Source organism: Fusibacter sp. QWL-12 (assembly GCF_058683495.1).
In genome coordinates this window covers 1,325,140-1,350,538 of record NZ_CM178745.1, presented here as the reverse complement: position 1 = coordinate 1,350,538, position 25,399 = coordinate 1,325,140, and the positions used below count along the sequence as shown (strand labels likewise).

At 41.6% G+C, this 25,399-nt stretch carries 27 protein-coding genes; 14 read left to right on the top strand and 13 right to left on the bottom strand.

Annotation, left to right across the window (positions count from 1 at the left end):
* Positions 1-5: 5 nt before the first annotated feature.
* From asrB to AC4PID_RS06840, 10 genes are all read right to left on the bottom strand, one after another.
* On the bottom strand, positions 6-797 hold the full coding sequence (asrB, locus tag AC4PID_RS06885; RefSeq protein ID WP_492134831.1) for an anaerobic sulfite reductase subunit AsrB: 792 nt from the start codon (positions 795-797) through the stop codon (positions 6-8).
* Positions 790-1,812: an anaerobic sulfite reductase subunit AsrA gene (gene asrA, locus AC4PID_RS06880; RefSeq protein ID WP_492134830.1), complete on the bottom strand. Its 1,023-nt coding sequence runs from the start codon at positions 1,810-1,812 to the stop codon at positions 790-792. Before asrA ends, asrB begins: the two co-directional genes overlap by 8 nt.
* A complete protein-coding gene (locus tag AC4PID_RS06875) occupies positions 1,802-2,560 on the bottom strand; it encodes a sirohydrochlorin cobaltochelatase (RefSeq protein ID WP_492134829.1) in 759 nt (252 codons plus the stop codon). Before AC4PID_RS06875 ends, asrA begins: the two co-directional genes overlap by 11 nt.
* A gap of 22 nt (positions 2,561-2,582) precedes the next feature.
* Positions 2,583-3,353: a formate/nitrite transporter family protein gene (locus AC4PID_RS06870; protein WP_492134828.1), complete on the bottom strand. Its 771-nt coding sequence runs from the start codon at positions 3,351-3,353 to the stop codon at positions 2,583-2,585.
* A gap of 79 nt (positions 3,354-3,432) precedes the next feature.
* Complete coding sequence (locus AC4PID_RS06865; RefSeq protein ID WP_492134827.1) at positions 3,433-4,155, bottom strand: Crp/Fnr family transcriptional regulator; 723 nt, start codon at positions 4,153-4,155, stop codon at positions 3,433-3,435.
* 17 nt (positions 4,156-4,172) lie between these two features.
* Positions 4,173-5,174 carry an ABC transporter ATP-binding protein gene (locus tag AC4PID_RS06860; protein WP_492135367.1) on the bottom strand — a complete coding sequence of 334 codons (1,002 nt, stop codon included), beginning with the start codon at positions 5,172-5,174 and terminating at the stop codon, positions 4,173-4,175.
* Between the two features lie 16 nt (positions 5,175-5,190).
* The gene (locus AC4PID_RS06855) at positions 5,191-5,994 is read right to left on the bottom strand and encodes an ABC transporter permease (protein WP_492134826.1); all 804 of its coding nucleotides are present in this window, start codon (positions 5,992-5,994) and stop codon (positions 5,191-5,193) included.
* A 9-nt stretch (positions 5,995-6,003) separates the two neighbouring features.
* Complete coding sequence (locus AC4PID_RS06850; RefSeq protein WP_492134825.1) at positions 6,004-6,819, bottom strand: ABC transporter permease; 816 nt, start codon at positions 6,817-6,819, stop codon at positions 6,004-6,006.
* A gap of 121 nt (positions 6,820-6,940) precedes the next feature.
* On the bottom strand, positions 6,941-7,681 hold the full coding sequence (locus AC4PID_RS06845; protein ID WP_492134824.1) for an HAD family hydrolase: 741 nt from the start codon (positions 7,679-7,681) through the stop codon (positions 6,941-6,943).
* Positions 7,682-7,707: 26 nt separating this feature from the next.
* On the bottom strand, positions 7,708-7,947 hold the full coding sequence (locus AC4PID_RS06840) for a hypothetical protein (protein WP_492134823.1): 240 nt from the start codon (positions 7,945-7,947) through the stop codon (positions 7,708-7,710).
* 133 nt (positions 7,948-8,080) lie between these two features.
* Between AC4PID_RS06840 and AC4PID_RS06835 the strand changes: the two genes are divergently transcribed.
* Positions 8,081-8,971: a serine hydrolase domain-containing protein gene (locus AC4PID_RS06835; RefSeq protein WP_492134822.1), complete on the top strand. Its 891-nt coding sequence runs from the start codon at positions 8,081-8,083 to the stop codon at positions 8,969-8,971.
* Between the two features lie 56 nt (positions 8,972-9,027).
* A complete protein-coding gene (locus tag AC4PID_RS06830) occupies positions 9,028-9,942 on the top strand; it encodes a PocR ligand-binding domain-containing protein (RefSeq protein ID WP_492134821.1) in 915 nt (304 codons plus the stop codon).
* A gap of 126 nt (positions 9,943-10,068) precedes the next feature.
* On the opposite strand, the gene dhaK is transcribed toward AC4PID_RS06830, so the two are convergent.
* Positions 10,069-11,823 (bottom strand): dihydroxyacetone kinase subunit DhaK, encoded by a 1,755-nt coding sequence (gene dhaK, locus AC4PID_RS06825; protein ID WP_492134820.1) that lies wholly within the window; start codon positions 11,821-11,823, stop codon positions 10,069-10,071.
* Positions 11,824-11,841: 18 nt separating this feature from the next.
* Positions 11,842-12,975 carry a glycerol dehydrogenase gene (locus tag AC4PID_RS06820; protein ID WP_492134819.1) on the bottom strand — a complete coding sequence of 378 codons (1,134 nt, stop codon included), beginning with the start codon at positions 12,973-12,975 and terminating at the stop codon, positions 11,842-11,844.
* A gap of 310 nt (positions 12,976-13,285) precedes the next feature.
* On the opposite strand from AC4PID_RS06820, the gene AC4PID_RS06815 reads away from it, so the two are divergent.
* Positions 13,286-13,858, top strand: a complete 573-nt coding sequence (locus AC4PID_RS06815; RefSeq protein ID WP_492134818.1) for a Crp/Fnr family transcriptional regulator — start codon at positions 13,286-13,288, stop codon at positions 13,856-13,858.
* On the opposite strand, the gene AC4PID_RS06810 is transcribed toward AC4PID_RS06815, so the two are convergent.
* Positions 13,839-14,501, bottom strand: a complete 663-nt coding sequence (locus AC4PID_RS06810) for a DUF4386 domain-containing protein (RefSeq protein ID WP_492134817.1) — start codon at positions 14,499-14,501, stop codon at positions 13,839-13,841. The two genes, AC4PID_RS06815 and AC4PID_RS06810, sit on opposite strands and share 20 nt — an antisense overlap.
* A 169-nt stretch (positions 14,502-14,670) precedes the next feature.
* On the opposite strand from AC4PID_RS06810, the gene AC4PID_RS06805 reads away from it, so the two are divergent.
* The 11 genes from AC4PID_RS06805 (at position 14,671) to AC4PID_RS06755 (ending at position 25,372) form a co-directional block, all read left to right on the top strand.
* Entirely contained in the window at positions 14,671-16,575 is a 1,905-nt protein-coding gene (locus AC4PID_RS06805) for a sigma-54-dependent Fis family transcriptional regulator (RefSeq protein ID WP_492134816.1), read from the top strand.
* A gap of 212 nt (positions 16,576-16,787) precedes the next feature.
* The gene (locus tag AC4PID_RS06800) at positions 16,788-17,465 is read left to right on the top strand and encodes a HesA/MoeB/ThiF family protein (protein WP_492134815.1); all 678 of its coding nucleotides are present in this window, start codon (positions 16,788-16,790) and stop codon (positions 17,463-17,465) included.
* Positions 17,466-17,586: 121 nt separating this feature from the next.
* Complete coding sequence (locus tag AC4PID_RS06795) at positions 17,587-18,501, top strand: ABC transporter substrate-binding protein (RefSeq protein ID WP_492134814.1); 915 nt, start codon at positions 17,587-17,589, stop codon at positions 18,499-18,501.
* Positions 18,502-18,503: 2 nt separating this feature from the next.
* Positions 18,504-19,205, top strand: a complete 702-nt coding sequence (locus AC4PID_RS06790; protein WP_492134813.1) for an ABC transporter permease — start codon at positions 18,504-18,506, stop codon at positions 19,203-19,205.
* Positions 19,195-19,803, top strand: coding sequence for an ABC transporter ATP-binding protein (locus tag AC4PID_RS06785; RefSeq protein WP_492134812.1), 609 nt, complete (start codon positions 19,195-19,197; stop codon positions 19,801-19,803). Before AC4PID_RS06790 ends, AC4PID_RS06785 begins: the two co-directional genes overlap by 11 nt.
* A gap of 11 nt (positions 19,804-19,814) precedes the next feature.
* Entirely contained in the window at positions 19,815-21,041 is a 1,227-nt protein-coding gene (locus AC4PID_RS06780) for a molybdopterin molybdotransferase MoeA (protein WP_492134811.1), read from the top strand.
* Positions 21,042-21,051: 10 nt separating this feature from the next.
* Entirely contained in the window at positions 21,052-22,965 is a 1,914-nt protein-coding gene (locus AC4PID_RS06775) for a molybdopterin biosynthesis protein (protein WP_492134810.1), read from the top strand.
* Complete coding sequence (gene moaA / locus AC4PID_RS06770; RefSeq protein WP_492134809.1) at positions 22,955-23,914, top strand: GTP 3',8-cyclase MoaA; 960 nt, start codon at positions 22,955-22,957, stop codon at positions 23,912-23,914. Before AC4PID_RS06775 ends, moaA begins: the two co-directional genes overlap by 11 nt.
* A 3-nt stretch (positions 23,915-23,917) precedes the next feature.
* Positions 23,918-24,394 carry a cyclic pyranopterin monophosphate synthase MoaC gene (gene moaC, locus AC4PID_RS06765; RefSeq protein WP_492134808.1) on the top strand — a complete coding sequence of 159 codons (477 nt, stop codon included), beginning with the start codon at positions 23,918-23,920 and terminating at the stop codon, positions 24,392-24,394.
* A gap of 31 nt (positions 24,395-24,425) precedes the next feature.
* Positions 24,426-24,884 (top strand): MOSC domain-containing protein, encoded by a 459-nt coding sequence (locus AC4PID_RS06760; RefSeq protein WP_492134807.1) that lies wholly within the window; start codon positions 24,426-24,428, stop codon positions 24,882-24,884.
* Positions 24,881-25,372, top strand: a complete 492-nt coding sequence (locus AC4PID_RS06755; RefSeq protein WP_492134806.1) for a MogA/MoaB family molybdenum cofactor biosynthesis protein — start codon at positions 24,881-24,883, stop codon at positions 25,370-25,372. The genes AC4PID_RS06760 and AC4PID_RS06755 overlap by 4 nt, the downstream gene beginning before the upstream one ends.
* Positions 25,373-25,399: the final 27 nt, after the last annotated feature.

Sequence of the window (25,399 nt, the reverse complement as noted above, 5' to 3'; positions counted from 1 at the left end):
CCCTCCTAATCGATTAAATGCTTTGCTTTGGTATAATTAAATACAGGACCTTCAAGACAGACGTAAGTTTCATCGATCTTACAATGTCCACATTTTCCAATGCCGCAACTCATTTTTCTTTCGAAGGATACCCATATATTTTCTTCTTTGACGCCAAGCTTGATTAGCTCTAGCGTTGTAAATTTCATCATAATTGGCGGTCCAACAACGATTGCAGTTTTACTAGCAGCATCTGATAAATCGAGCTTGGTTAAATGCGTTGTAACGAGACCCGTTTCGCCCGTCCAGTTTTCATCCGCTTGATCAACGGATACAATCACTTTAGCCTTGCTTTTCCAATCTGCTAAGGTATCCTTAAATAGAAGATCTGAAGGAGATTTGAAACCACAAATAACTTCAATGTTGTTTACTAAATCTTGGTTTTGGATAAAGGTGTCTATGGTTTTTTGAACCGGTGCAAGGCCAGTTCCACCCGCTATAATCGCTAAGTCCTTACCTTTAAAGAGGTCGAGATTAAAACCATTGCCGTATGGCCCTCTGAAGAACAAGCTGTCACCAACTTTAGAGTTGAATACCTGATCCGTCAATCTGCCGACTTTACGAATCGTCATAAAGACAGATGTATCTGTAAAGTTACTTATTGAAATCGGCGCTTCGCCCACACCGGGAATTGAGATTTCCATGAACTGACCGCCAGTAAGTGGACCATAATAGCCAATTTCAAAAGTCCAGTCAATTTCGGTTTCTTTTTGGATACTTTTAATTACATAGGGTTTCGGTAAATAGGGATTATTCATTGTTTTGCCCCTCCGTAATAATCTGATTGATCTTATTGATACATTTTGAAAACGAGATATATTCTGGACATACATCGTCACATCTGCCACAGCCGACACACATATGAAAACCAAAACGCTTATGGAAGTCGTTTATTTTGTGCATGGCTTTGAAGCGCATACGGTCGCCCTTTTTTGATCTGAAGGTATGCCCCCCAGCCATATCCGTAAAGCCATCTACATGACACCCAGCCCAAACGCGTCTTCTTTCACCGATCTTTTGATCATCTGATAGCTTTGTGTCCTGCATGGTAAAACAAGAACATGTGATACAAGAAGTGTTGCAGCGACCACAAGAGATACAGCGTTGAGTGTATTCGGTCCAAATCGGATGATTGAAAATGGATTCTTGAATTGCGTCTGGATGAGGTACTGTGACTACAACCTGATTTTCTTTGATGAACTCTGGTTTAAAATCCAATGTCTTAACATCTGATGGTAAAAACGCAGTAAATGCATTATCTTTGACTTCTAGCATCATTTGCTTTGCGTCAAAGCGCACCGCAAGATCATATTCAGATGCGACATTGGTTCCCATAGAAACACAAAAGCATGAGTCAAAGCCAGTAGTACATTCAATCATCGCAAAGCGTATCAAGTTTCGTCTTCTCAGGTAGTAATAATCCACCACATCGCCATTTTTGAGAAAAATCGTATCTAATCGTTTGATACCGTTTAAATCACAAGGTCGGAGAAAAATGAGTATCGGTTTTTCATCCAGCTTTGGTTCGATGATTTCATTGCCGTTAAAATAGAACAGTGTTTCTCTTATTGGATAGAAGATTTCCTTTGGTGAATAATAGCTTTTCTGATCGATTACCATTTCCGAAAACGATTGAACTTCACCATATCCAATCACATTGGTGTCTGAAAATTTTCCTTTGCCTCTCACCGAAGTAGGGGCAAAGACTCTATAACTAGCAGTGAGTGCACTAATAAAAGTATCAAACTGCACCGTTGTCAAATTAAATCCCATTTGCTTCCTCCAAACTCTTATTCAACTTCGTCATTATATAAGACTGAATTAACGCATTCTCTATTAAACCCTCATTTATAACATCTACTTTTATTTGAGCATCACTTAAAACAGACTCGATAGAGTTCTCTCCAAATATATCCTTTGTGACATGATAGCCCGCCGTTAGCATAAGGGGCATCAGTGTAAGATTCTGAACATTTGCCGACTGTAGGCGACTTAAAACGGACTTGGGTGTCTCTAAGAGTGTTGTGACAAAGATGGCTTGATTTTCCGTCAAATTTCTTAGTGACATTTCAATATATTCATAGTTATTATTGGCTTCAGTTGCGCTACCATGCCCCACTAAAAGAACTGGTCCGTCAGGTAAAGTTGTTGCTAATGATTTTGAAAATGCGATGATTTCTTCCTCGCAGGTCATCAATGGGGGAAGAAGGTGTAGCTGATCAGACTGATAATATTTAAGGTGATCGTTTGCCAGTGACTCATACTCATTTCCCTCAAATAACATTAACGGCAAAATCGTAATCGTATCATACTTTGAATCAAAGATTTGATTTTCAACCGTCTTAGCATCAAAGCCTCTCGCTTGAAGCTTTTGAACTGCACGAGTAGAGGTAAGTGCTAATTTCACATCGTAGTGATTCAATATAGAAGCGAATTGATCTGCAAGTGCGTTAAGTGCTTGCCAGGCTTTAGCATAAGAACTGCCACGATGAACGATGAATAAACCATTACGATTTGCCATAATTTAACCCTCCGAAGATGAATTATTTTTTTGAACTACCAAGGTAGTAGTAACCCGCGCCGAGAATGACGCCACCGCCAACAAAGTTACCTAAAGTAACTGGAATTAAATTGTTGATCATGCCCATAATAGAAACCGTTTCAGGGTGTGGTTGGAATAAAGCCATAGCAAAAATCGTCATATTGGCAATGCTATGCTCAGCGCCAATCGTTATAAATGCGAATAAACACCAAAAAATCATTATCAGTTTTCCAGATTCTGATTTGAGCTTAAGAGAACAAAGTACAGCCAGACAGACGAGCATGTTACAGATAATGCCTTTGAAAAAGAGTGGCATAAAGGCATCGTTCATTTTACTACCAGCTACTTTTAGGATAAAGTCACCTGTAGCCGATCCAGAGATGTTTGTCATAAAGAAGAGATAACCAATAAAGAAAGAGCCAATGAAGTTACCAATATAGCTGTAAATCCAAATTGCAATCGAATCCTTCCATGATACTTTTTTATCAAGTGAACCTGCCATCATGATCATGTTGTTTCCTGTGAAAAGCTCAGAGCCAGCCATGATAACTAAGCTTAATGCAATGCCAAAAGATGCCCCCATAATTACCTTTGTAAAGGGTGAACCTGCTGCAGTTCCAATCCCTCCAATAACCATGATCAATAGAATTCCCAAACCGACAAATAGACCGGCATATGCAGATGCTAATAGGTATCTGCCTTTACTTTCATTAATGAACTTTGCTTTTTTTTGTGCTGCCCCAATTAAAAAATCCAATGTTTCAGTAAACATTTCAACCTCCGTTTGTTTAAAAAATAACAAGCTTTGAGGAGAGTTTACCACATTGGATTTTTAAAGTCGGTGACAATTATCACGCAGTTCTATAATATTCTAAAATTTCTTCTTCTTTTACAGCGAGGCTCTTGTTGAACCAGCAAACCAAATCGTTATCGATGAGCTCTTTTAAAGCTCTTGAAATGGTTTCTCTTGGAACACCTAGCAAATGAGACAGATACGTGACGGTGATATCGATCGAAATTATCGTCCAAACACCTGATTCATCCTTCTTGCCATGATCCTTAGCTAACTTCCAAAGCTTGGCAGCAAGCTTTCGATCCATTCGCGTCTGAACGGTATTTTTGAGCTGTCTGTAAAGTCGCCTTTGTTTCCTACCACTTGAGTTTAGGATGTTCAGGGTTAAGTCGAAGTCTTTTTTCATAATACTGAGAAGTTCGTTCTTTGGAATGTAAAGTAGCTTTGCATCTTCAAAGCATTCACAATCTATGGAGACGTGGAGGTTATCAAAAACCACCTCGTTAATCAGTGCGCCTTCTGATAGTATAAAAAACACTCGTTTTTGGCCATTTGCACTGTACCTTAAAAGTTGAATTTTGCCACTGACGATTGCATATAGTCCATTGATCACATCGTGATTGGCAAAGAGCACTTCATCCTTTGCAATGGTCTTTAACGTACAAATATTTAGGAGTTCCTTCTGTGTTTCAAGGGAAAGATCTTTAAAGGCGTCAATTATTTGAATATCTTTCAGTGATAGACCAGATTGAGGTTCTTTTGTAAGCTCAGTTTTTGGCATTTTACCTCCTCATCATACTAAAATCGTTTGACAATCGCTTCTATGTCCATATCCTGCACTGAGAAATCGAGAACGTTGAAATGGCTGAGTACAAAGTTCATAATCCCTGAAACGCCGACTTGATTTCTGTTAAAGTTCACTGTGAGCTGTCCTTCAGATAGCTGGTAGGTGGTGTTATCAGGTTGACAGCCATCCACAGAGGGGATCAGTGTTTCAAGCGTTTGTTCGACCAACGTGGCATCATCGTATCTCAAATCGAAGACGATCTTACGTTCATAACCAAACTCCTTACGAATGGTGTCGATACCACCGTCGTAAAGGAGTTTTCCTTTATCTATGATTATGATTCGGTGGCACAGCTCTTCTATATCACTCATGTCGTGAGTAGTGAGCAGTATGGTCGTACCATAGCGCTGATTCATGTCCTTTATGGCTTTGCGGATACGCTCCTTCACCATGACGTCCAGACCGATGGTTGGTTCGTCTAAGAAGAGGACCTTAGGATTGTGTAGCATGGAGGCAGCAAGGTCGGCGCGCATCCTTTGGCCAAGTGAAAGCGTACGCACGGTTTGCCCCATAAACTCTGAAAGCTCGAAAATTTCATCAAAGTAGGCCATCTGTGACGCATAGAAGTCGTCTGGCACCTGATAGATTTCTTTTAATATAGCGAAGGTCTCGCCCACAGGAAGATCCCACCAAAGCTGTGTCTTTTGACCGAAAACGACACCGATGTGCTTTGCGTTTTCCTGTCTTTTCTCATAGGGAATATAGTCTCCTACCTTGACATAGCCAGAGGTTGGATTAAGGATGCCAGTCATCATTTTAATGGTCGTGGATTTTCCCGCACCGTTAGCACCGATGTAACCGATGATTTCACCTGGCTTGATGTCGAAGGAGATGTCCTTAACCGCTTCTATGTGAATGGCTTCGCGTTTGAAAAGTGACTTTATAGTACCGGCAAGTCCTTTGCCCTTTTTATAAGCTGTAAATGTTTTGGTGAGGTTGTGTACCTCAATCATGTTTTTTTCGTTCATTTTAATTGCCTACACTTTCGTAGTTTTTAATTCCAAGGTTAAAGATTTTTAGTCCAAGAAATAGTGCCGTCAAACTGATCAATATCGTTAAGCCCAAGCTTTTGAAAAGCGATGAAGCGCCTAAGAAATAGGAAGCTGGGATGTAGGCGGTTAGGGCGAAGGGTACGATATAGGTGATAAAAGTGCGTATGAATTTGTGGTAAATCTCAAGTGGGTATTTCGCAAACTCACTCATGCTATAGAACATGAACAAGATGGATTGACTGCGTTTGGTCCAAAATGCGATGGAAGATAGAATCAGTTTGATGCTCGTATAAATGATGGTCGAAAAAATAATCATCACTATGAAAATCAGCAGCTTTGTCGGTGAGAAAATGATGCCGCCTTTGATTGAGGCATAGACCACTAATAAGATACCGATAATCACTTCGCCCACACCATCGGGTTGGAAACGCTGTGCGATGATTTGAAATAGCGGATGGATCGGTCTTAGAAGATAGCGATCAAACTCACCTTCGACGATGACATTTCCTGCCAGTAGCCAGAGATAGTCAGTAAACATATGGTCGATGCCCCTTGGTATGTTCGCAAAGCCATAGATAAACAGAAGGTCATAAAACGACCATCCTAAGAGGTCGGGGATTTGTCTAAAGACCAAAGCGATAAAGGCGATGCCACCGAATTGGATCAGGAAAAAGGCGAGAAAACCGATGATAAAATCCGTTCTCGAGTGCATGATGGCTTTTAAGTAATGACTTAGAAACATACCATACAGCTTGATATAACGTTTTGCGTTTGTGAACATGTTAGCCTCCTATCCGCCAAGTATGGTCAGTCGTTTGATGGCTTTACGCCATACCAGTTGCGTCAGTGCCATCAGAAGAAGAACCCAAACGGCTTGAACCCCTAAGTTGAAAAGAAGATCCTCTTCTGAGAATTTACCGAGGTAGATCATAGTCGGTGTATAGACCAAACCTGCAAACGGCAAAAATTTAAAGACGTTAAAAAGTCCCTTTGGGAAAAAAGTCAATGGAATGAGTTGACCCGATAGGAGCTTTAATATCGCCTCTTTTGCGAAAATAAATCCAAAGACATACTCGATGAAAAATGCCGCTAGCCCAAAAAGATAGTTGATATAAAAAAGGATGAGTGCGCTAAGGGATACGCTAACAAGGTAAAGTAGGCCGTTGGTGATGCTTGGAATTACCCCATTTGAGATAAACTCATAAATCGTATAACCGCTCCAAAGTGGTAAAAATAAAAAGGTGAGGTTAATCCCGATATTCCCGATACAGTTAAAGAACTTTAAAAGCTGATAATTGACGGGCTTGATTAAGTTTGTGGCGATACGCCCAGACTTGACGTCCTGACTGATGTCCCAGTGGACCTCGTTTCCGATGAGCATACTGGTCAGTGTACTCATCACCACATAGCCTACCATTTGTTTAAAGGTAAAGCCTTGGATGACCTCTGAAGTCGCGCTGGAAAAAATGGCAAACCAGATATAGATGAGCACCACAGTTTGGAAGAGCTCGCCTAAGATATAGACGTAAAAGTTCATTCGGTATGCCATAAAGCCCTGCATCACCGCTTTGGTGAAGGGCAGATAGGTTCTCAATAGTTTTTTCAAGTGGTACCTGCTTTCGTGTGAAATGACAATTGTAATCAAGAGTTACTACATTTTTTTTAAAGTATGTGATCACTATTACTGCTTATATAACGTGGAACTAAAGCAAACTGTCCATGAAAATTTATTTATTTTTTTCTAGAAAATTAATTAAAGTTTCTAGGTTCCCATCATCGATTCTAAGGACGCATTCCAGTTCACTTGGAACGGTGTCAGCAGAAGGGGAACAATTGGTTTGGAGATAAACGGCATCCACCCCAAGTCGATTTGCGATCAAGACATCGGTTCTGTGATCATTGCCAACAAAGAGACATTCCTCAGGTGTGAGGTGATGTTCTTTTAGCGCGATGCTTAAGAACTCAGGATTTGGCTTACTTATTTTATAATCAGATGACAGATAAATCGCGTCAAAATGATCGTAGAGTCGTGTACTTTTAAGCTCCGCTAGGGTAAACGCACGCTGTGCGTTGGACACTAGTATGACTAATACACCGTTCGCTTTCAAGTGCTCGATGAGATCAAAAACATGTGGATAGGGCTTAACGTAAGCTAAAGATGAGATTCTAAAAAGGGTCGCTGTTTCCTCAGCTTCTCTTTTTTTGATGTCAATGCCTTTTTCTTTGAACAGTTTTTTAAAGATTTTGATGACGTCACATTCAGGCGCTTCAACCCCTTTTTGAGTTAACTTATCAAGGGCATCCTGAACCAGTGCATGATATCTTTCTTCAAGCTCTTCGCAGGTATAAAAAGCACCTTTAGAAGCGTAATAATGACGCATTTTCTCCCAAAGGATTGGGTCTGACTCATCTGTGTGTATGTCGAGTAAAGTTCCATATAAATCAAATAGTGCTGCACGATATTTCATAAGGTCACCTCTTTTATAAATTATATCTAAATATTTTCTTGGTTATCCTCTTTTTCTTTAAACTTTTCATTTGCCAATTGCTGTTCAAGTGCTTCGATGCGCCTTTGGCAATCTCTTACTTTGTCTTGAAGATTGCCAAGATATACTAGAATCAGTGCAATAACGCCTAAGGTCATTACTCCTTCAAAGGGCAGACCATCAAAGCGATCATTGAGAATGATGAGAACGATCAGCATCGTTCCTAAATAAAAATACCCTCTTTTCATATTGACCTCCAATCTATCTTATTATATCCCATCAGAACGCCTCTTAAAAGTAATCATAAATAGAGTAGGGTTTGTTTTAGAATGACAGAAGGGTTATAATTTATACAGATATAATAAGTCAAAGGAGGCATACATGAGTTTACTGACTGATTTTAGGCTATCTGTCCTTGAAAATAACCTCGGTGTCTATGGCATCCACGTCCATCAAAATGGCAGCGTACTTGCCCAACATCGTTTTAGAAGTGACGATCGAGAAAACCTTTATTCGGCGTCAAAGACCTTTACAGCCATCGGTGTGGGGATTGCAGAAGCGGAAGGTCACCTCAAGCTGACTGACCCAGTGTTGTCGTTTTTTCCTGAATATGCGGCTGTAGCGAGTGAGGGGACTGAACGCATACAGATTAGGGACCTCTTGCATATGAGCACAGGTCACGCAGAAGAGAAGTATCGCCTGAAGAGCAATGCGGACCGTGCAAAGCTGTTTTTTGAAACCCCTATGGTGCATCAGGTGGGGGCACAGTTTTTTTATGAAAATTCAGCGACCTATATGCTCGGTAGAATCATAGAGAAGTTATCGGGACAAATCTTGCTGGAGTACCTTAAACCAAGACTTTTTGATAAGCTTGGAATTCTAAACCCACAGTGGCAAACCTGTGCGATGGGACATACAAGTGGCTCTGGGGGGCTTTATCTCACCACAGAGGAGTTCTCTAGACTAGGCGTTTTGCTTTTAAATGAAGGAAAATACGGTGAGCATCAAATCGTACCAAGTGACTATATCCATAGGATGCATACCGATCTTGTACCGACACTTGGCAAAGACGATCCTGAAACGCGTGCGGGATACGGCTATCAGGTTTGGAACTGTACGATACCGAACACCTATAGGGCGGATGGTATGTACGGACAGATGTGTGTCATTCTCAAGGATTATAATGCGGTGATTACAGTTACAGCGCACAATGAGACGAATCACAAGGATATTTTAAGAGCGATTTGGAGCGAGATTTTACCAAAGCTTTAGTGAAATTATGATAGAATCATTTTATAAGGTATTTTTAGATCGCGGGAGGTTACTTTGTGAGAGAGGCATGGCTAAGATTATTTGATGCTGTAAAAACAGAAGAGTTTCAAAAAATTCAAGACAATTTAGCTGCGTCCACAGACTTAGCCGTGATTACGGTGGATTACAAAGGTCGACCGTTAACGACGCATAGTCGCTGTAACGCATTTTGCGATTCGATTCGACAAATTCCCGAATACGAAAAGCAATGTGAAAAATGTGACTCCCATGGCGGATTAGAGGCGGCACGTCTCAAAGCGCCATTTATCTATTTGTGTCACGCCAACATCGTGGATTTTGCAGTCCCTATTATCGTTAATGACATGTATCTGGGTGCAATCATGGCTGGGCAGATCAGATTAGAGTCTTCTGAACGTATGACCAGTATTGAGCGCATCGCAAGCATGACCGATCTTGAAGTGATGTTCAAAGCGCATCCGCATTTAGAAGTCGCCTATCAAAGTTTGCCAAAGATGTCCTATAGAAAGATAGAGGCAGCGGCAAATGTCATCCAAACCATTTGTCGATACATCGTTCAAAATCCAGGTGAAAAGATCCTAGAAGACTTATCGATGAACGCCGACAAGACCTCTTTAAACGATCAAAAGAACACATCTCTACTTACCAGTGCAGTTGACTATATGGAAAAGAATTTTCATGAGAAAATCACTTTAAAGCAGCTTTCACAGCTTTCGAACATTTCTGAAAGTTACTTTAGTCGATTGTTTTCTAAAGTCTATGGCGTGAGCATCACAGAATATTTAGAAGAGCTCCGTATTCGGCATGCTAAGAAACTATTGGTAAGTCCAGAACTTACCATAAACACAGTCTCTCAGATGTGTGGTTACGATGATACCAGCTACTTCATCAAACGATTTAAAAATGCGACGGGTATAACACCAAACGAATATCGTAAAACGATAGGCTTATAAGAGTCTAATGTTATTTAAAAAAAATGACTGGAGCAAATCATTCATAGATTTGTTCCAGTCATTTTTACTTAGGAGCTGTCGCCTAACAGCTCCTAAGTAGATGGGTGGTTATATGCAAAATTCGAATTATGAAAGTTTAGCAGTAATTTCTGTAAAGATCACACCCAGTGCATGTGCACCAGCATCTGGATATCCGATACTTCTATCGCCGACAGTTCCAGCACGACCCATTCGGGCTGCGATCAGCTTTGTAGACTCAGCGCCCTTAACGGCTTCTGCAGAAGCTAATTTTAGAGCGTCAAGTAGCGATTTGCCTTCATTTGCTGAGCGTAAAAGGCTGTCCGCATAAGGAACGAGAGCGTCAATCAGCGTTTTATCTCCTACGACTGCTCCTCTACCAAAGGAACGCTCACCAGTCACTTGAACTGATTTTACTGCAGCTTGTATCATTTCAGCAAATGTATTTAAGGTCAAATGTTCTAAGCCTTCTGACGAGCGACTTGCACCTTTGAAAGCAGAGCCCCAGATAGGACCAGATGCGCCACCACAATGCTCCATGATGATCAGAGCACAATGATCTAGAAACGCACTGATAGTAGTGGTGTCTTGAATAAGATTTCGCCATTCTTCTTTTAATTTTCTAAAGCCCTTCGCAACACTCATACCGAAATCGCCATCTCCAGCGTGAGCATCGAGTTCGCAAAACGGCACTTCATTTTTAATAATGACGTCGCTCATGGCATCAATCATAAACTGAAGATTTTGAAGCGTTAAACGCTCATCTATAATTACAGCATGCTTTGGATTGGTTTCAAGCTCATAAGTGAAAGCCGCTTTTACCTTTTCTGCTTGCTCATATGAGAGTGGGGAATAATTAACTGGATCAATTGGCCCATACACATTTAAACCTGCAGACTGTGCGGGTTGATTTAATAAAAGCTTTAGCTCCGAGTCTAACTTCATAATTGAAACAGAAGCGCCGAGCATATCGATACTGGTCATAAAATTTCCCACGAAGATGCGATGCATTTTCACACCTGCTGCGACGAGCTCTTTTGTGATGGCGTGATTGAGTAGATAAAGTTCCTGTAAAGGCGTACTCCCGAACCCGTTGATCATTACGGCTACTTCTTCGTTCTCAAGCTTAAGTTCATTTAATAACGCCTCTGTCATGCGTTTTGAAAGTGCATCTGCCGATATAATGGTTTCTCTTTGAATTCCGGGTTCACCGTGAATCCCCACACCGTATTCCATTTCATTTTCAGCGATTTCAAATGTTGGTGAGCCTTTCGCAGGAACGGTACAAGAGCTAAAGGCAAAGCCGATACTTTTAACGTTTTGAGCCGCTTTTTCAGCCACGCGCTTTACTTCAGATAGTGTGTTGCCCATCTCTGCAAAAGCACCCGCGATCTTGTGGACAAACAAAGTACCTGCTACACCTCTTCTACCAACCGTATATAGCGAGTCTTGTACCGCAATATCATCGTCTACTTTAACGTAGTCAACCGTAAGTCCGTCATCCGAAGCCAGTGCAGCTGCGTTTTTAAAGTTCATCATATCGCCGCTGTAATTTTTTATGATTAACAAAGTACCTTCGTTACTTCTTGTCTCTCTGATCGCTTGATAAACTTGTATCTGAGAAGGGGAGGCAAACACATCGCCGCAAACAGCAGCATCTAGAAGGCCTTTTCCCACAAAACCAGCGTGTGCAGGCTCGTGTCCACTGCCACCACCGCTGATAAGCGTTACTTTGTCAGGATTAATCTGACGCTTTTTTATGATTTTATACTTTTCGACGAATTCAAGCTCTGGATGTGCGATTTCAATTCCCTTGCACATTTCATAAACCAAATTCTCTGGTTGATTGATTATTTTTTTCATCTTTACCATCCTTCTGAACTAAGCTCTATTAGCTTTAAATGCTTTGCCTATTGCATCTGCGGTAATGATTGCAGCGGATACCATTAAATCGGTGATTGGGAAAGGCATCGCGTGGATGGATTCCTCAGGAATACAAGCTTTCTTAGCGACCGCTTTTAATTCTTCGTCAGAAATCGTATCGACGCCTATGTCGCTTAAGCATACTGGTAAGCCTACGCTGAGACAGAATTCTAATACAGTTTCAAGTTCTTCAGTAGGTGCATTTTCTAAAACGAGTTGTACCAGAGTACCAAAAGCAACCTTTTCACCATGGAAATAGTGATGTGTGCCTTCAAGAAGCGTTAACCCATCATGGATCGCATGTGCAGCAGCCAATCCACCACTTTCAAAGCCCAAACCTGAAAGAAGTGAATTTGCCTCGATGATGTTCTCAAGAGCAGGGGTTACTTGGTTGGCATCACACGCAAGCTTCGCTTTTACACCATCAGCAAGTAACGTTTGATAACAGAGCGTCGCTAGTGCAAAGGCAGTATTTGTGCCCTTAGCAGGTGCGCTGAAGCCCTCTCTAAAGCCACAAGGTAAACCAGCATTGACATTTGAAAACGAATTACGAGTTGCACGCGCTTCAAAGTAAGTGGATAAAGCATCGCCCATACCAGAAACTAAAAATCGCGTTGGTGCACTGGCTATTACGGTTGTATCGATTAAAACCACGCTTGGGTTTTGGTTGAAATAAGCATAATCATCAAAAGCCCCATCAGGTGTATAAAGTACTGCTGAGTGGCTGGTTGGTGCATCTGTAGCAGCTATGGTTGGACAGATAATAAGTGCATGACCCTTAGCGACGCATTTTGCTGTATCGATTGCCTTGCCACCACCTAGACCGATGGTACAAGCACAGTTGTTTTGTTTAGCAACTTCTTCAAGTCGGCTGATTTCTTGTCTAGAACATTCACCACCAAAATTACTTTCTATGAATTTGATTCCGAACTTCTCTTGTGTGGCATCGAGCTTTGCTTTCACTCTTTTTACATCCTCTGGATGCGCAATTAAAAGAGCAGAATCTCCAAAGGTTTTTACAAAATACCCTAAATTCAGTAATTCATCTTCACCTTGAACGTATTTTGAAGGTGCAATAAAAGCTTTTCTCATAATTTCCTCCTATACAAGAATTGTAAGTTTTCTAATAATTTAAGTATAGGAAAGTTTTTATTTTAGTACATTAGAGTCTGATGGACACTTATAGGGGATTCTGATAGTAATTATCCACCGAACCATGTCAATATAGTTGCATCACAGCAATATATTTATATAAAAGGATTACTTGTTTTTATTCTGTCAAAGTAAATGGCTGATCGCTGGTCAAAAGCGAAATTTTGGATTATCAGGAAATTAGACTATAATGAATATAAAGAAATATAGAACGAATGAAAGAAGATAGAAAGATAGAAAGAGGTGTCATGTGAAGGATAAACTCATCGAATATATGAAAAAATTCATCGACCTAAACGAAGATGAACTTGAGAAAATGGCAGCTGAAATCAACATCCAAACCTTTCAAAAGGGTACGATTTTGCTTGAACAGGGTGAAGTGCCAACGCTTTGCTACTTTGTACTGAAGGGCTGTGTCCGTCAATATCTCATCGACGAGGAGGGACGTGAAATCACTTCGAACTTTTATACAGAAGAGCAAAATGTAACCATCTATAACCGCCATACAAAAGACAAGTCCTCGAAATACAGCTTAAACTGTGTCGAGGACTCGGTGTTAGTCGTGGGTGATCTATCTACAGAACAGGAGATGTATGAAGCTTTTCCAGTGCTTTCGGATATGACGCGACAAATCATGGAAGAGAATATCGGTGCCGTTAACGACGAGTTTGCACTTTTCATATCGCAAAAACCCGAAGAGCGGTTTAAAGCCTTGATGTCAAAGCGTCCTGACCTTATCCAGCGCGTGCCACAGCATCAACTGGCCAGTTATCTAGGAATGACACCCGAGTCGCTCAGCCGTATTAAGAAGCGCCTTTTATAAGTAGCCAAACTGCAAGGCTAAGCTCGCCGACAAACATAGGCAGCATCAAAATCATCTCGAGTGTTTGAGTCAAATCCGTCAAACTCGGTGCAAAATTATATAGCGCATGAACCAAAGCGTAGCTGACGCCCGCGATAAGAACGAGGTAGCTGATGAGCTTAGGTAGGCCAACTCTTTTCAGTGCCAAAAGACTGGTTAGAAACAGATGGACGCCAAAGAGGATCAATCCAAGTGACCAGATCTGATCGAATTGATCGATTTTCGCCATGATGTCTGCGCTATTGCCACCTGCGATCATTCCGCTTGCGCTGATCAGTGACAGTATGCCGATACCGAGCATCGCTGTATAGACGAGTCTAAAGCCAGCAGCGATCATCAAAAGATTTTTTTTAATGGGTTTGAAGTACGTGCAAAGCCCCCAAGTGACGATCAGATCGGTGAGCCATATGAAGCCCCACCCGATAATCTCGCCAGTAAAAAGCCCTTTAGAGGCACTTAAATTGGCAAAGGTAGCCTCGGCATCACCCATAACGATCAGTGAACTATGCGCATAGCCGTATGCGAAAAAAGAGATCAAAGCCATGAGGATGAGTGAGATGCCAGTAAGGCGTGCAGCTGTCTTATTATAAATAATTGTCGTCATAAAGTTTCCTCCATATACATTTATTATCATTAGAATGATTGCTTTTTTTATAATGTACCATGCGCAATTAAACAACGCATTGACTTAAGTCAAGAGCGTTAAATAAAGTTGCATGTTAAAAAATGTGTTGATATACTGTTCTAAAAAGGAACAGTATAAGGGGGTTTCTATGGTAGAGGTAATTAATCGATCTCGAGCGCGTAGCATGTCATATGGCATTTCAGAATCACTCGTATATAGTAGGACGATCGTCGATGGAACTGGTTTAAGTGACCGCATTCTAAGAAATAGAGACCTCATTATGGCCGCTGAACCTTTTATGAACCAACTTTACGGATTTGTACGTGGATCGGAATTTTTTGCCATTTTAACGGATGCGGAGGGGTGTATCCTTTCGATTATTGGCGATGATGTCATCCTTAAAACCGCTGATGAGCTGAAGATGATTCCAGGTGCCTTTATGGACGAAGCCAATATAGGAACCAACGCTATGGGAACTGCATTGGTAGAAGGCGTTCCTGTTCAGGTTTCAGGCGCTCAGCACAGTATCAGTGCGTATCATCGTTGGACGTGCTCTGCAGCTGTCATTAGAGGTGAAAATGGTGAAATCATCGGTGCACTGGATTTAACGGGTTATATCGATAACGTACATCCACATACCCTTGGAATGGTGGTTGCGGCTGTCAATGCCATAGAAAATACCATGAAACTCACTGCAAAAACACATGTGATAAGAGCAAACGCACAGTTTATCGAAAGCCTACTCGACTCCATACAGGCATCGATTATTTCCTGTGATATAACAGGCAACATTAAAACCGTCAACAAGCAAGCGCTTCAACTGTTTAGAGTTTCTGAAAGTCAGTTTAAATCTCATCCAGCTAGTAAGTATCTCGATCGTTTCGATGAGATCGTAGAGGCATGTCGCACAGGCGCAGACTTTCAAAATGAAGAGATTGCAGTGATGGGCATCGCCAACGTCGGCTATGTCAGTGTAAGTGCTTATCCCATCGCTGGAGATGATGATGAGTTAGAAGCGGTAATCTTAGTAATTCGAGATGTAAAAAAAATGCATAAGTTCGCCAATGAAATTATGGGACGAAGGGCGATCTATACCTTCGATCAAATCATTGGTGGTTCTAATCAAATAAAAGAAGTGATACAGTTTGGTGAGGAAGTCTCAGATAGCAAATCAACGGTGTTGATTACTGGAGAAAGTGGTACCGGCAAAGAAATTTTCGCTCATGCCATCCATAACAACAGCAACCGTTGTAACAAGAACTTTATCGTTTTGAACTGTGCTTCGATACCGAGAAGCTTAATAGAATCAGAGCTTTTTGGCTATGAAGAAGGCTCCTTCACAGGGGCTAAAAGAGGGGGAAACCCTGGAAAGTTTGAAATCGCAGATGGCGGTACCATCTTTCTAGATGAGATCGGTGAAATGCCTTTGGATATGCAGACGCGACTCTTGCGCGTCATACAAGAGGGTGTGGTTTCGAGAGTGGGAAGTAACTCTCAATTTCCTGTAGATGTTAGAATTATTGCAGCGACAAATAAAGATCTTTACGAAGAAGTCAACAAAGGCAACTTCAGATTGGATCTTTACTATCGATTGAAAGTACTGCCGATCCATTTACCGCCTTTAAGAGATCGACGTTCTGACATCCCATTACTGGTAGATCACTTTAATCAGAAGGTTTCCAGATCGATCAACAAAAGACCGATGGAGATTCCTGAGGCATACATGGAACAGCTGATGCGGTATGAGTGGCCTGGTAATGTCAGAGAGCTTGAGAATGTTATTGAGCTCATGCTAAATACTAGAAAAATGCCAAGACTAGGAAAGACGAGAGAGCTTGAGGTTATCCCATATGACATCGCTGTCACCCGATTGTCTGATCGGAAAAGTGCAAGTGATTATGGTGGTATTTTAAAGCTAGATGAGCTTGAAAAGCTTCATATTGAACGGATTTTAGAAGCGTCGGAATTTAATATTACCACTGCTGCGAAACAACTTGGCATCGGACGAAATACACTTTATAGAAAAATTGAGCACTATGGTTTGACGGTTTAAATCGATATAAAAGAATGAAGTCAATGAATTTGGCGTTCCAAAATAGAACAATGTTCTGTTTTGGAACGCTTTTTTATTGGGTTCTGATGTTCTAAAATGGAACGCTTCATTTGTCAGAATAATCAAACCATTTAAAATCAACCCTTTTGAAAGTTGGCAAGCTTATTGCGTTATATGAGGATTAGTGAGCAAAGTCAGTTTGGAGGTGTTTTGTGGAACGGTATGAACGCAATGGAATCATCACCGAGAAAGAACAAGAGTTTTTAAAAAGCGCTAATGTCTGCGTCTTGGGGTGCGGCGGTTTAGGTGGCTATATCATTGAAATGATCTCCAGATTTGGAATTGGTCATATAACGGTTGTGGATGGTGACGTATTCAATGTTTCAAATCTCAATCGACAAATTTTATGCACATTGAACACACTTGGCAGAGCAAAGGCATTTACAGCTGCAGAAAGATTAGAGATCATAGATCCTTCTATTGAAGTAAAAGTCTTGTCGGTTTTTGTCAATGAAGATAACGTAAATGATATTATCACAGGTCATGACTTAATCATAGATGCACTGGATTCAAACGCTGTGAGGCGGATCGTATTAAAGGCTTGTCAAACCCTGAAAATCCCATTTGTCCATGGAGCCATAGCAGGATGGTATGGACAACTCTGTACGATTTTCCCAGAGGATACCTTTTTTAGAGACTATCTTAGAGAAGCACAAGCCAGTGGGATCGAAACGAAAATCGGCAATCCATCATTTACACCCGCGCTAATGGCCAGTTATCAAGTTTCTGAGGCGATAAAGGTCTTGCTCAATAGAGGCTCACTCGTTAGGGAACAGCTGATGTACTTTGATCTGTTTAATAATGAAATCGAGATTATTAGAGGTAAGTAGCACTAAACAATATGAAGCAACATTAAGTAATATTAAGCGAGTTAAACACTCGAGTACATTGTAAGAATGAATTTGTAATCAATGAAAAAACATAGATAGCACAGAGAAATAGGAGGGAAAAATGAAGATCGGTAAGAAAAAATGGTCAAAGGAGCTATTTTTAATCGCACTGCTGGTGGCATTGGTATTTCAAGTTGGCTGCGCAGCAACTGCTGAAACACAACAGACAACAGAAGCTGTTCAAACCACTGAAGCGCCACAAACCACAGCTACGCCTGAGACGACAAAAAAAGCAGTCTCTCCAATCGTACTTGCTACGACGACATCTACAGACCAGACGGGGCTTTTAGACGCACTAATACCTGATTTTACGGAGAAAACGGGCATTGAAGCAAAGGTTGTTGCTGTAGGTACTGGTCAGGCACTTGAAATGGGTAAAAATGGCGAAGCCGATGTTGTTTTAGTACATGCGAAAGCATCTGAAGTACAGTTTGTTGAAGAAGGCTATGGGGTCGAACGCTTTGACGTTATGTACAACGACTTTGTTCTATTAGGTGCAGAGCCACTACCTGAAGCTTTAAAAAATGATATTATTGGTGCATTTGAATACTTATCATCAGAAGAAAAGACTTTTGTCTCTAGGGGAGATGATTCTGGTACGCACAAGAAAGAGCTAGCAATTTGGAAGGCAGCAGGCATCGAGCCAAGTGGCGATTGGTACGTATCAGCAGGTAAAGGCATGGGCGATGTTATCCAAATGGCAGATGAAATGCAAGCTTACACATTATCAGACAGAGGGACATTTTTGAGTATGAGAAATGATGTCGAGCTACAGGTCGTCGTTGAAAAATCAACAGATTTGTTTAACCAGTATGGTGTAATCGCGGTTAATCCAGATAAAAATCCTGGCGTTCACATCGATGAAGCCAATCATTTCGTTCAGTGGATTTTATCAAAAGAAACTCAAGAAAAAATAGCTGTATTTGGTATAGAAGAGTTTGGACAGGCGTTATTTGTACCGAATGCTGAGGAGTAAACATGAACTATATACTTGATGGCTTTAAAGAAGCGGTCTGGTTGCTGTTAAGTGGCGATTCAGAGATCTATAACATCATATGGTTATCAATATGGGTATCTGGCGTTGCCACTTTGCTTGCGACATTGGTAGGGTTACCTCTTGGTATCGTCACAGGTATAAAACAATTTCCACTTAAAAAACTATATGGCAGTATCCTCTTTAGCTTCATGGGGATACCGCCTGTGGTTGTAGGACTTTTGGTAACCATAATGCTTTCAAGAAAAGGACCTCTGGGGTCTTTTGAGCTTTTATTTTCACCTGAAGCGATGGTCATCGCACAGTTTTTATTGGTTTTACCTATCGTAACAGGTGTGCTTTACGGTACGGCAAAGGAGAAGGGAAAGCAGGCTTATGAACTGTCCATTTCATTGGGTGCAAATAAGCTGGAAAGCTTGAAGCTTTTAATCAAAGAGCTGCATAGCTCTGTCCTTTTAGCGGTCATGTATGGTTTAGGACGTGCCATATCAGAGGTGGGTGCGGTTATGCTTGTCGGCGGTAATATCAAAGGGAGAACACGCGTTATGACCACCTTTATCGCTATGAACAATAGTATGGGTGCTTATGAAAAATCCATCGCAATGGCGATTGTTTTACTGACGATTTCACTGATCATCAACGGAATTTCACATCATATGTCAGGAGGGAAGTCAAATGTCGATTAAATGTCATTCAGTGGGGAAGTCCTTTAAGAATAAACTGCTTTTTTCAGATGTAACAGCTGAGTTTAAAAGTGGCGTTTGCAATTGCTTAACTGGCGAAAATGGCACTGGTAAAACGACGTTACTTCGAATTATAGCAGGGCTTGAAAAGTCAGACCGGGGTATGGTTCATAAAATTGGAAAATGCACCTATTCTGGCAGCAACCCGTACATGCTAAGAGGCACCGTATTTGATAATATCCTTTATCCATTAACGTTGAAGCGACATGGCAGTCAACCTGACAAAGATAAGGTTTATAAAATGATCGAACAGCTGGGTCTACAAGGACTTGAGCATAGAGAAGCTGCAACACTTTCATCAGGAGAAAAACAAAAGGTCGCTCTTGGGCGTGCCATGATTTGGCAACCAGACATTTTACTTCTAGATGAACCGACGGCGAACATAGATAGAGAGACAGTAAGGGAAATTGAAAATATATTACTTGAGTATGTAAAAATACCTTCAAGAACGTTATTGCTTGTTAGTCACGATCATCATCAAATCAGCCGTATTGCTGGAGAATCGTGGGTTTTGAAGGACAATGCACTACTTAAAGTATAAAGGAGTAGAAAATGGCTTACCTGAATGTCGTAAGAGTTGAAAAGGCTTTAGAGCAGTTAAAAGAACGATTTAAACCATTAGAGGGCTATGAGACATTGGCTTTGAATCAATGCTATGGACATATCCTCTTTGAATCCATTGTATCAAATGAAAATCTCCCTGACTTTAGACGATCGATGGTGGATGGCTATGCAGTCGTGTGTGCAGATGTTTTAGGCGCATCAGAACAATCGCCGATCCTATTGGCCGAAACAGGTCAAGTGTCGATCGGGACTAAAGCCTTGCTGCCTTTAATAGAAGGTACCACGCAATATGTACCAACTGGTGGAGAAATCCCTCAAAATGCTGAGGCGATGATTATGATCGAGCATACAGAGGCACTAGGTGAAGATATCGCCTTTTATACATCAGCGCGAGTGGGTGAACATATCGTTTCAGTTGGAGAGGACGTAAAACAGGGCAAGACAGTTTTAACCAAAGGTACCCAATTAGCACCACAGCACGCTGGTTTACTTGCAAGCTTAGGTTATCATGTGGTTAATGTGAATAAAAAACCCAAGGTGGCTATTTTATCAACAGGTGATGAACTGGTAGAAGTGAATCAGACGCCTGATTATGGTCAAGTAAGAGACTGTAATAGCAGTATTATCGCCTCAATTTTACTGGAAAATAATTGTGATGTCGTCTATTCAGGACATGTCCCCGATACCTTTGAAAGTCTGAAAAGTGCGGTTGCTACTGCGCTTGAAGATGCGGATCTTTTAATCCTATCTGGCGGTAGCTCTGCTGGAACGAAGGATATGACGCAATTGGTAATCGATTCTTTTGAAGGTGCACCGAATGTCTTTATCCACGGGTTGGCGATAAAACCGGGGAAACCAACCATAGTCGGGAAAGTAAAGGACAAGGCGATTTTTGGTTTACCAGGACATCCTGCTGCTTGTTTTATCACTATGAAAGCTTTGGTTGAACCTTTTATCCATTATTTGATGGGAAAGACCCCATCTCATATACAAAGCGTTCCCTGTATCGCCGATTTTCAAATATACGCTTCCAGTGGTCGAGATGTCTACCAATTAGTAAAACTAACGATGCAAGAGGGTGAGTTGATTGCATCCGTTCTTTATGGTAAATCAGGGATGGTAAGTGCCATGTCAGAGGCAAATGCCTACGTGGTTATCCCTATGCATCATGAAGGCGTTTTGAAGGGTGATCGACTTACTGCCTATCTGTTGTAGGGGAGGAACTATGAAGCGAAATATATATCTTAAAACAGTCACCATAGAAGATGCCATAAGTTGCTTTGAAGAAAAGACATCTGGAAAGATCGCTCAAGTAGAGGAAACAATTGGTGTAGAAGCTGCCTTTGGTAGAATCACAAGTGAACCGATCTTCGCCAAGTACTCTAATCCCAATTTTAACGCTGCTGCCATGGACGGGATAGCAGTGCGCTCTGAAGTAACGGCTCATGCAGATGAGAGAAACCCATTGCGTCTAAAATCTCCAGAGGATTTTATCTTTGTCGATACAGGCGACGTGATGGTATCACCATATGACAGCGTTATTATGATAGAAGATATTGTCATTTTAGAGGACCAAAGTGTAGAAATTAGAAATCCTAGCCATAAGTGGGAACACGTCCGCATGGTTGGAGAAGACTTCGTCGTAGGTGAAATGCTTCTGACTCGAAATCATAAGATCACTGCTGTCGATTTAGGTGCACTTGTCAGTGGTGGTACTCAGCATATAAAAGTCTATAAGCAGTTAAAAGTAGGTTTGATACCGACTGGTACTGAGATCGTAGAGATTGGCACTGAGCTAAAGCCCGGTGATATTCTAGAATCCAATAGTCATATGTTTTCAGGACTCGTCCTTGAGAGTGGCGGGCTACCGTTAAGATACCCGATCGTCCCTGATGATAAGGAACAGCTTCGTGCAGCACTTAAAAAAGCGGTTCAAGAAAATGATATCGTGATCATCAATGCTGGCTCATCTGCTGGCAGTGAAGATTATACATCTTCACTAATCGCTGAGCTAGGTGAGGTATGGGTGCATGGCATCGATATTAAGCCAGGCAAACCGACGATATTAGGTGCGATAGAAGATGTGCCCGTCATTGGGATACCTGGTTATCCGGTTTCAGCCTATATGACGTTCAAGCACTTTGTTATGCCATTGCTGGATCCGATAAAAAAGCCGACGCAAAAAAGCGAAGCTGTCCTCTCGCAGGCAGTTCCGTCATCGTTAAAGCATAAGGAGTTTGTAAGAGTACAGCTGGGATTTGTAGATGATAAATTAATTGCGACACCGCTAAAAAGAGGCGCTGCTTCGACCATGTCCTTAGTGAAAGCCAACGGCATATTGACAATAGACAAAACCTCTGAAGGCTTTACTGCAGGTAGCAATGTGTCCGTAGAAATGACTAGAATGCATCTCAAGCCTGAAAATGGACTGGTGTCCATAGGCAGTCACGACATCATTATGGACTGGGTATCGGACTTATTACTAGAAAAGAAAAAAACAACCCATCTTCTATCGGCACATACGGGCAGTTTAGGTGGCATCATGGCAATTAAAAGAGGAGAGGCACATATCGCTCCGATTCACTTGCTCGATGAAGCCTCTGGAACTTATAACGTAGAAGCTGTAAAGCGCTATTTGCCAAATGAACCCTGTGTGCTCGTGAAGGGCATCAAGAGATGGCAAGGGTTTTATATGAAAAAAGAAGATCAGATGGTTGAAAATTTTGAGGAAATAAAAAATAGAGCACTGACGTTTGTCAATCGACAAAACGGTGCAGGAACAAGACTCTTGACCGATTATCTATTGAAAACCAGTCAGATCAATAAAACCGAAATCATCGGTTATCAAACAGAGGTACTGACACATACTGCAGTTGCATCAGCTGTACTAGCGGGCAATGCTGATGTGGGAATGGGGATCGAGTCGGTAGCACGACTTATGGGATTAAACTATCGTCAAGTCGCCATAGAAGAGTATGACTTTCTAATTCCAGCTAAGTTTATGCAGCTCAAGCCAGTTTTAGATTTTTTAGAGCTTTTAGAATCAGACGACTTTAAGAAAAAGCTATTAGAAACAGGTGGTTATACATTTGATGACCTTAAGTTCATCACTGTAGGAGGTGCTAAATATGAAAGATAATTTTGGAAGAGTGCTTTCTTATTTAAGACTATCTGTGACCGATCGATGTAACTTAAGGTGTCAATATTGTATGCCAGAAACTGGGATTGAAAAGCATCCTCATGACAGTGTACTCAGGAATGAAGAGTACATTAAACTGGTAAAAGCGATGGCTGATTTAGGTGTGACTAAGGTTCGATTTACTGGTGGTGAGCCGCTGGTAAGGAAAGGTCTTCCGGAGTTGATCGGTGAAATCAAACAGATCGATGGGATTAAGGAAGTGACACTTACAACCAATGGCATCTTACTAAAGCCACATTTGGCAGCTTTAAAAAAAGCAGGGGTTAATCGACTTAATATTAGTCTGGATTCTTTGGAACCAGATACCTATCGTCAGCTGACGCGTGGTGGTGAGCTTTCAGAAGTACTAAGTGGTATCGAGGAAGCGATCAAGCTAGGTTTTTCACCGATTAAGATCAATGTGGTTCTCATCAAAGGGATCAATGATCATGAAATCGATCGTATGATTCACTATTTTGATCCTATGGTTGAAGTGCGTTTTATAGAACTGATGCCCATAGGTGAAGCCGCTTCGTGGAGTAAGGATAAATTTATAGATTTGAGTCACTTATTTTTAACGAGAGAAGGATATGAAGCTGAATCAAACGATGGAAAATCCGGTCCTTGTCGATATTTCAGACAGACGACGACAGGGCGACGAGTTGGGATTATTAATTCGATTTCTGAACATTTTTGTGCCAGCTGTAACCGACTTCGAGTCACGTCTGATGGCATGCTGAAGACCTGTCTCCACGATACTTCTGAAGTGAATCTAAGGACGGTATTGACAGATGAAGTAATGCTTAAACAGACGATACTTGGTGCTGTGGGGTTAAAGCCAGAGTCACATCATTTGGGCAGTGAAAATCATCTACCGATATCACGTAACATGTACACGATTGGAGGCTAGAAAATGCTGACGCATATTAACGATCAAGGCTATGCAAAGATGGTTGCAGTAGATGAAAAGGACGATACCTTGAGAATCGCCATCGCTATCGGTGAAATTAGCATGTCTGAAGCAACCTTCGAACGTGTAAAACACGGTGGAATTAAGAAGGGCGACGTATTGACCGTAGCACAGGTTGCAGGCATTATGGGTGCTAAGAAGACAAGTGAGATTATCCCCATGTGTCATCCACTTAATCTGCTGGGGGTTGACTTATCATTTGATTTGATAGAAGCGGATAACACCATTCGAATCAGCTCAGAGGTAAAAGTTCACGGAAAGACAGGGGTTGAGATGGAAGCCCTCACAGCTGTAAGCGTAGCAGCACTCACCATCTATGATATGTGCAAGGCGATGGACAAGGAAATGGTGATTCAAAAAATCTATCTCAGAGAAAAAATTGGCGGAAAAAGCGGTCACTATCAGCGATTTGAGGATTAAATTGAAGTTATAACCGATTGGAGGTAAGAATATGAATGGTAAGGTGTTGGCGATCAGTATCAGTGAAACGAAAGGGGTCCCTAAAACGTCTATCCCAGAGGCTTTAATGATAGAGGACTTCGGAATCGAAGGCGATGCGCATGCGGGAAAATGGCACAGACAAGTGAGTCTTCTCGCAAACGAAAGTGTCGATAAAATGAGGAATCAAGGGGTTGAAGGCCTCTGTACAGGAAAATTTGCAGAGAACATTACGACTGAAGGGATCAACCTTTGGAAAATTCCAGTAGGGAGTAAACTATACATCGGTTCAACCGTACATGAAGTGACACAAATCGGCAAGGAATGTCATCAGGGCTGTTCGATTAGACAGCTGGTTGGCGACTGTGTGATGCCGAGAGAAGGCATATTTACAAAGGTGCTCGTTGGCGGCAAGGTCTATGTGGGAGATGAAATAAGGGTTGAAGAGGCTGTCCTTCAGGTGAGTCTATGAGAAAGGTCGGTATCATCGTTGCAAGTGATCAAGGCGCGAAGGGATTACGTGTAGACGAAAGTGGAGAAGTCATTAAAGAAATGGTGGAAGCCTTGGGTTTTGAAGTAATTCGCAAGGTGGTCGTTTCTGATGATATAGAGAACTTAAAAGCAGAAATGATAAATCAGTCAGATCATCTTAGATGCCATTTGATTTTAACCACAGGTGGCACTGGATTTTCAAAAAGAGACAACACGCCTGAGGCGACGCGGTTGGTAATCGAAAGAGAGTGTCCAGGGATTGCAGAGGCGATGCGCTGGATCAGCTTTCAAAAGACGCCTAAAGCTATGCTGAGCAGAGCGATCGCTGGAATTCGAGGCGACTCGATTATCGTGAACATGCCTGGGAGTCCGAAGGCTGTAAGAGAGTGTATGGAGGTGATAATGAACCCACTGGCACATGGCATCGACATCTTAATCGGCGATGCAAAAGAATGTGCAACCAAGTAAGACCACTTTTGAGTGGTGCGTGGACAA

Coding starts and splice junctions, on each gene's coding strand:
- asrB (WP_492134831.1), bottom strand. CDS start 797: ATGAATAATCCCTATTTACCGAAACCCTATGTAATTAAAAGTATCCAA.
- asrA (WP_492134830.1), bottom strand. CDS start 1,812: ATGGGATTTAATTTGACAACGGTGCAGTTTGATACTTTTATTAGTGCA.
- AC4PID_RS06875 (WP_492134829.1), bottom strand. CDS start 2,560: ATGGCAAATCGTAATGGTTTATTCATCGTTCATCGTGGCAGTTCTTAT.
- AC4PID_RS06870 (WP_492134828.1), bottom strand. CDS start 3,353: ATGTTTACTGAAACATTGGATTTTTTAATTGGGGCAGCACAAAAAAAA.
- AC4PID_RS06865 (WP_492134827.1), bottom strand. CDS start 4,155: ATGCCAAAAACTGAGCTTACAAAAGAACCTCAATCTGGTCTATCACTG.
- AC4PID_RS06860 (WP_492135367.1), bottom strand. CDS start 5,174: ATGATTGAGGTACACAACCTCACCAAAACATTTACAGCTTATAAAAAG.
- AC4PID_RS06855 (WP_492134826.1), bottom strand. CDS start 5,994: ATGTTCACAAACGCAAAACGTTATATCAAGCTGTATGGTATGTTTCTA.
- AC4PID_RS06845 (WP_492134824.1), bottom strand. CDS start 7,681: ATGAAATATCGTGCAGCACTATTTGATTTATATGGAACTTTACTCGAC.
- AC4PID_RS06840 (WP_492134823.1), bottom strand. CDS start 7,947: ATGAAAAGAGGGTATTTTTATTTAGGAACGATGCTGATCGTTCTCATC.
- AC4PID_RS06835 (WP_492134822.1), top strand. CDS start 8,081: ATGAGTTTACTGACTGATTTTAGGCTATCTGTCCTTGAAAATAACCTC.
- dhaK (WP_492134820.1), bottom strand. CDS start 11,823: ATGAAAAAAATAATCAATCAACCAGAGAATTTGGTTTATGAAATGTGC.
- AC4PID_RS06820 (WP_492134819.1), bottom strand. CDS start 12,975: ATGAGAAAAGCTTTTATTGCACCTTCAAAATACGTTCAAGGTGAAGAT.
- AC4PID_RS06810 (WP_492134817.1), bottom strand. CDS start 14,501: ATGACGACAATTATTTATAATAAGACAGCTGCACGCCTTACTGGCATC.
- AC4PID_RS06805 (WP_492134816.1), top strand. CDS start 14,671: ATGGTAGAGGTAATTAATCGATCTCGAGCGCGTAGCATGTCATATGGC.
- AC4PID_RS06795 (WP_492134814.1), top strand. CDS start 17,587: ATGAAGATCGGTAAGAAAAAATGGTCAAAGGAGCTATTTTTAATCGCA.
- AC4PID_RS06790 (WP_492134813.1), top strand. CDS start 18,504: ATGAACTATATACTTGATGGCTTTAAAGAAGCGGTCTGGTTGCTGTTA.
- AC4PID_RS06785 (WP_492134812.1), top strand. CDS start 19,195: ATGTCGATTAAATGTCATTCAGTGGGGAAGTCCTTTAAGAATAAACTG.
- AC4PID_RS06780 (WP_492134811.1), top strand. CDS start 19,815: ATGGCTTACCTGAATGTCGTAAGAGTTGAAAAGGCTTTAGAGCAGTTA.
- AC4PID_RS06775 (WP_492134810.1), top strand. CDS start 21,052: ATGAAGCGAAATATATATCTTAAAACAGTCACCATAGAAGATGCCATA.
- moaA (WP_492134809.1), top strand. CDS start 22,955: ATGAAAGATAATTTTGGAAGAGTGCTTTCTTATTTAAGACTATCTGTG.
- moaC (WP_492134808.1), top strand. CDS start 23,918: ATGCTGACGCATATTAACGATCAAGGCTATGCAAAGATGGTTGCAGTA.
- AC4PID_RS06760 (WP_492134807.1), top strand. CDS start 24,426: ATGAATGGTAAGGTGTTGGCGATCAGTATCAGTGAAACGAAAGGGGTC.
- AC4PID_RS06755 (WP_492134806.1), top strand. CDS start 24,881: ATGAGAAAGGTCGGTATCATCGTTGCAAGTGATCAAGGCGCGAAGGGA.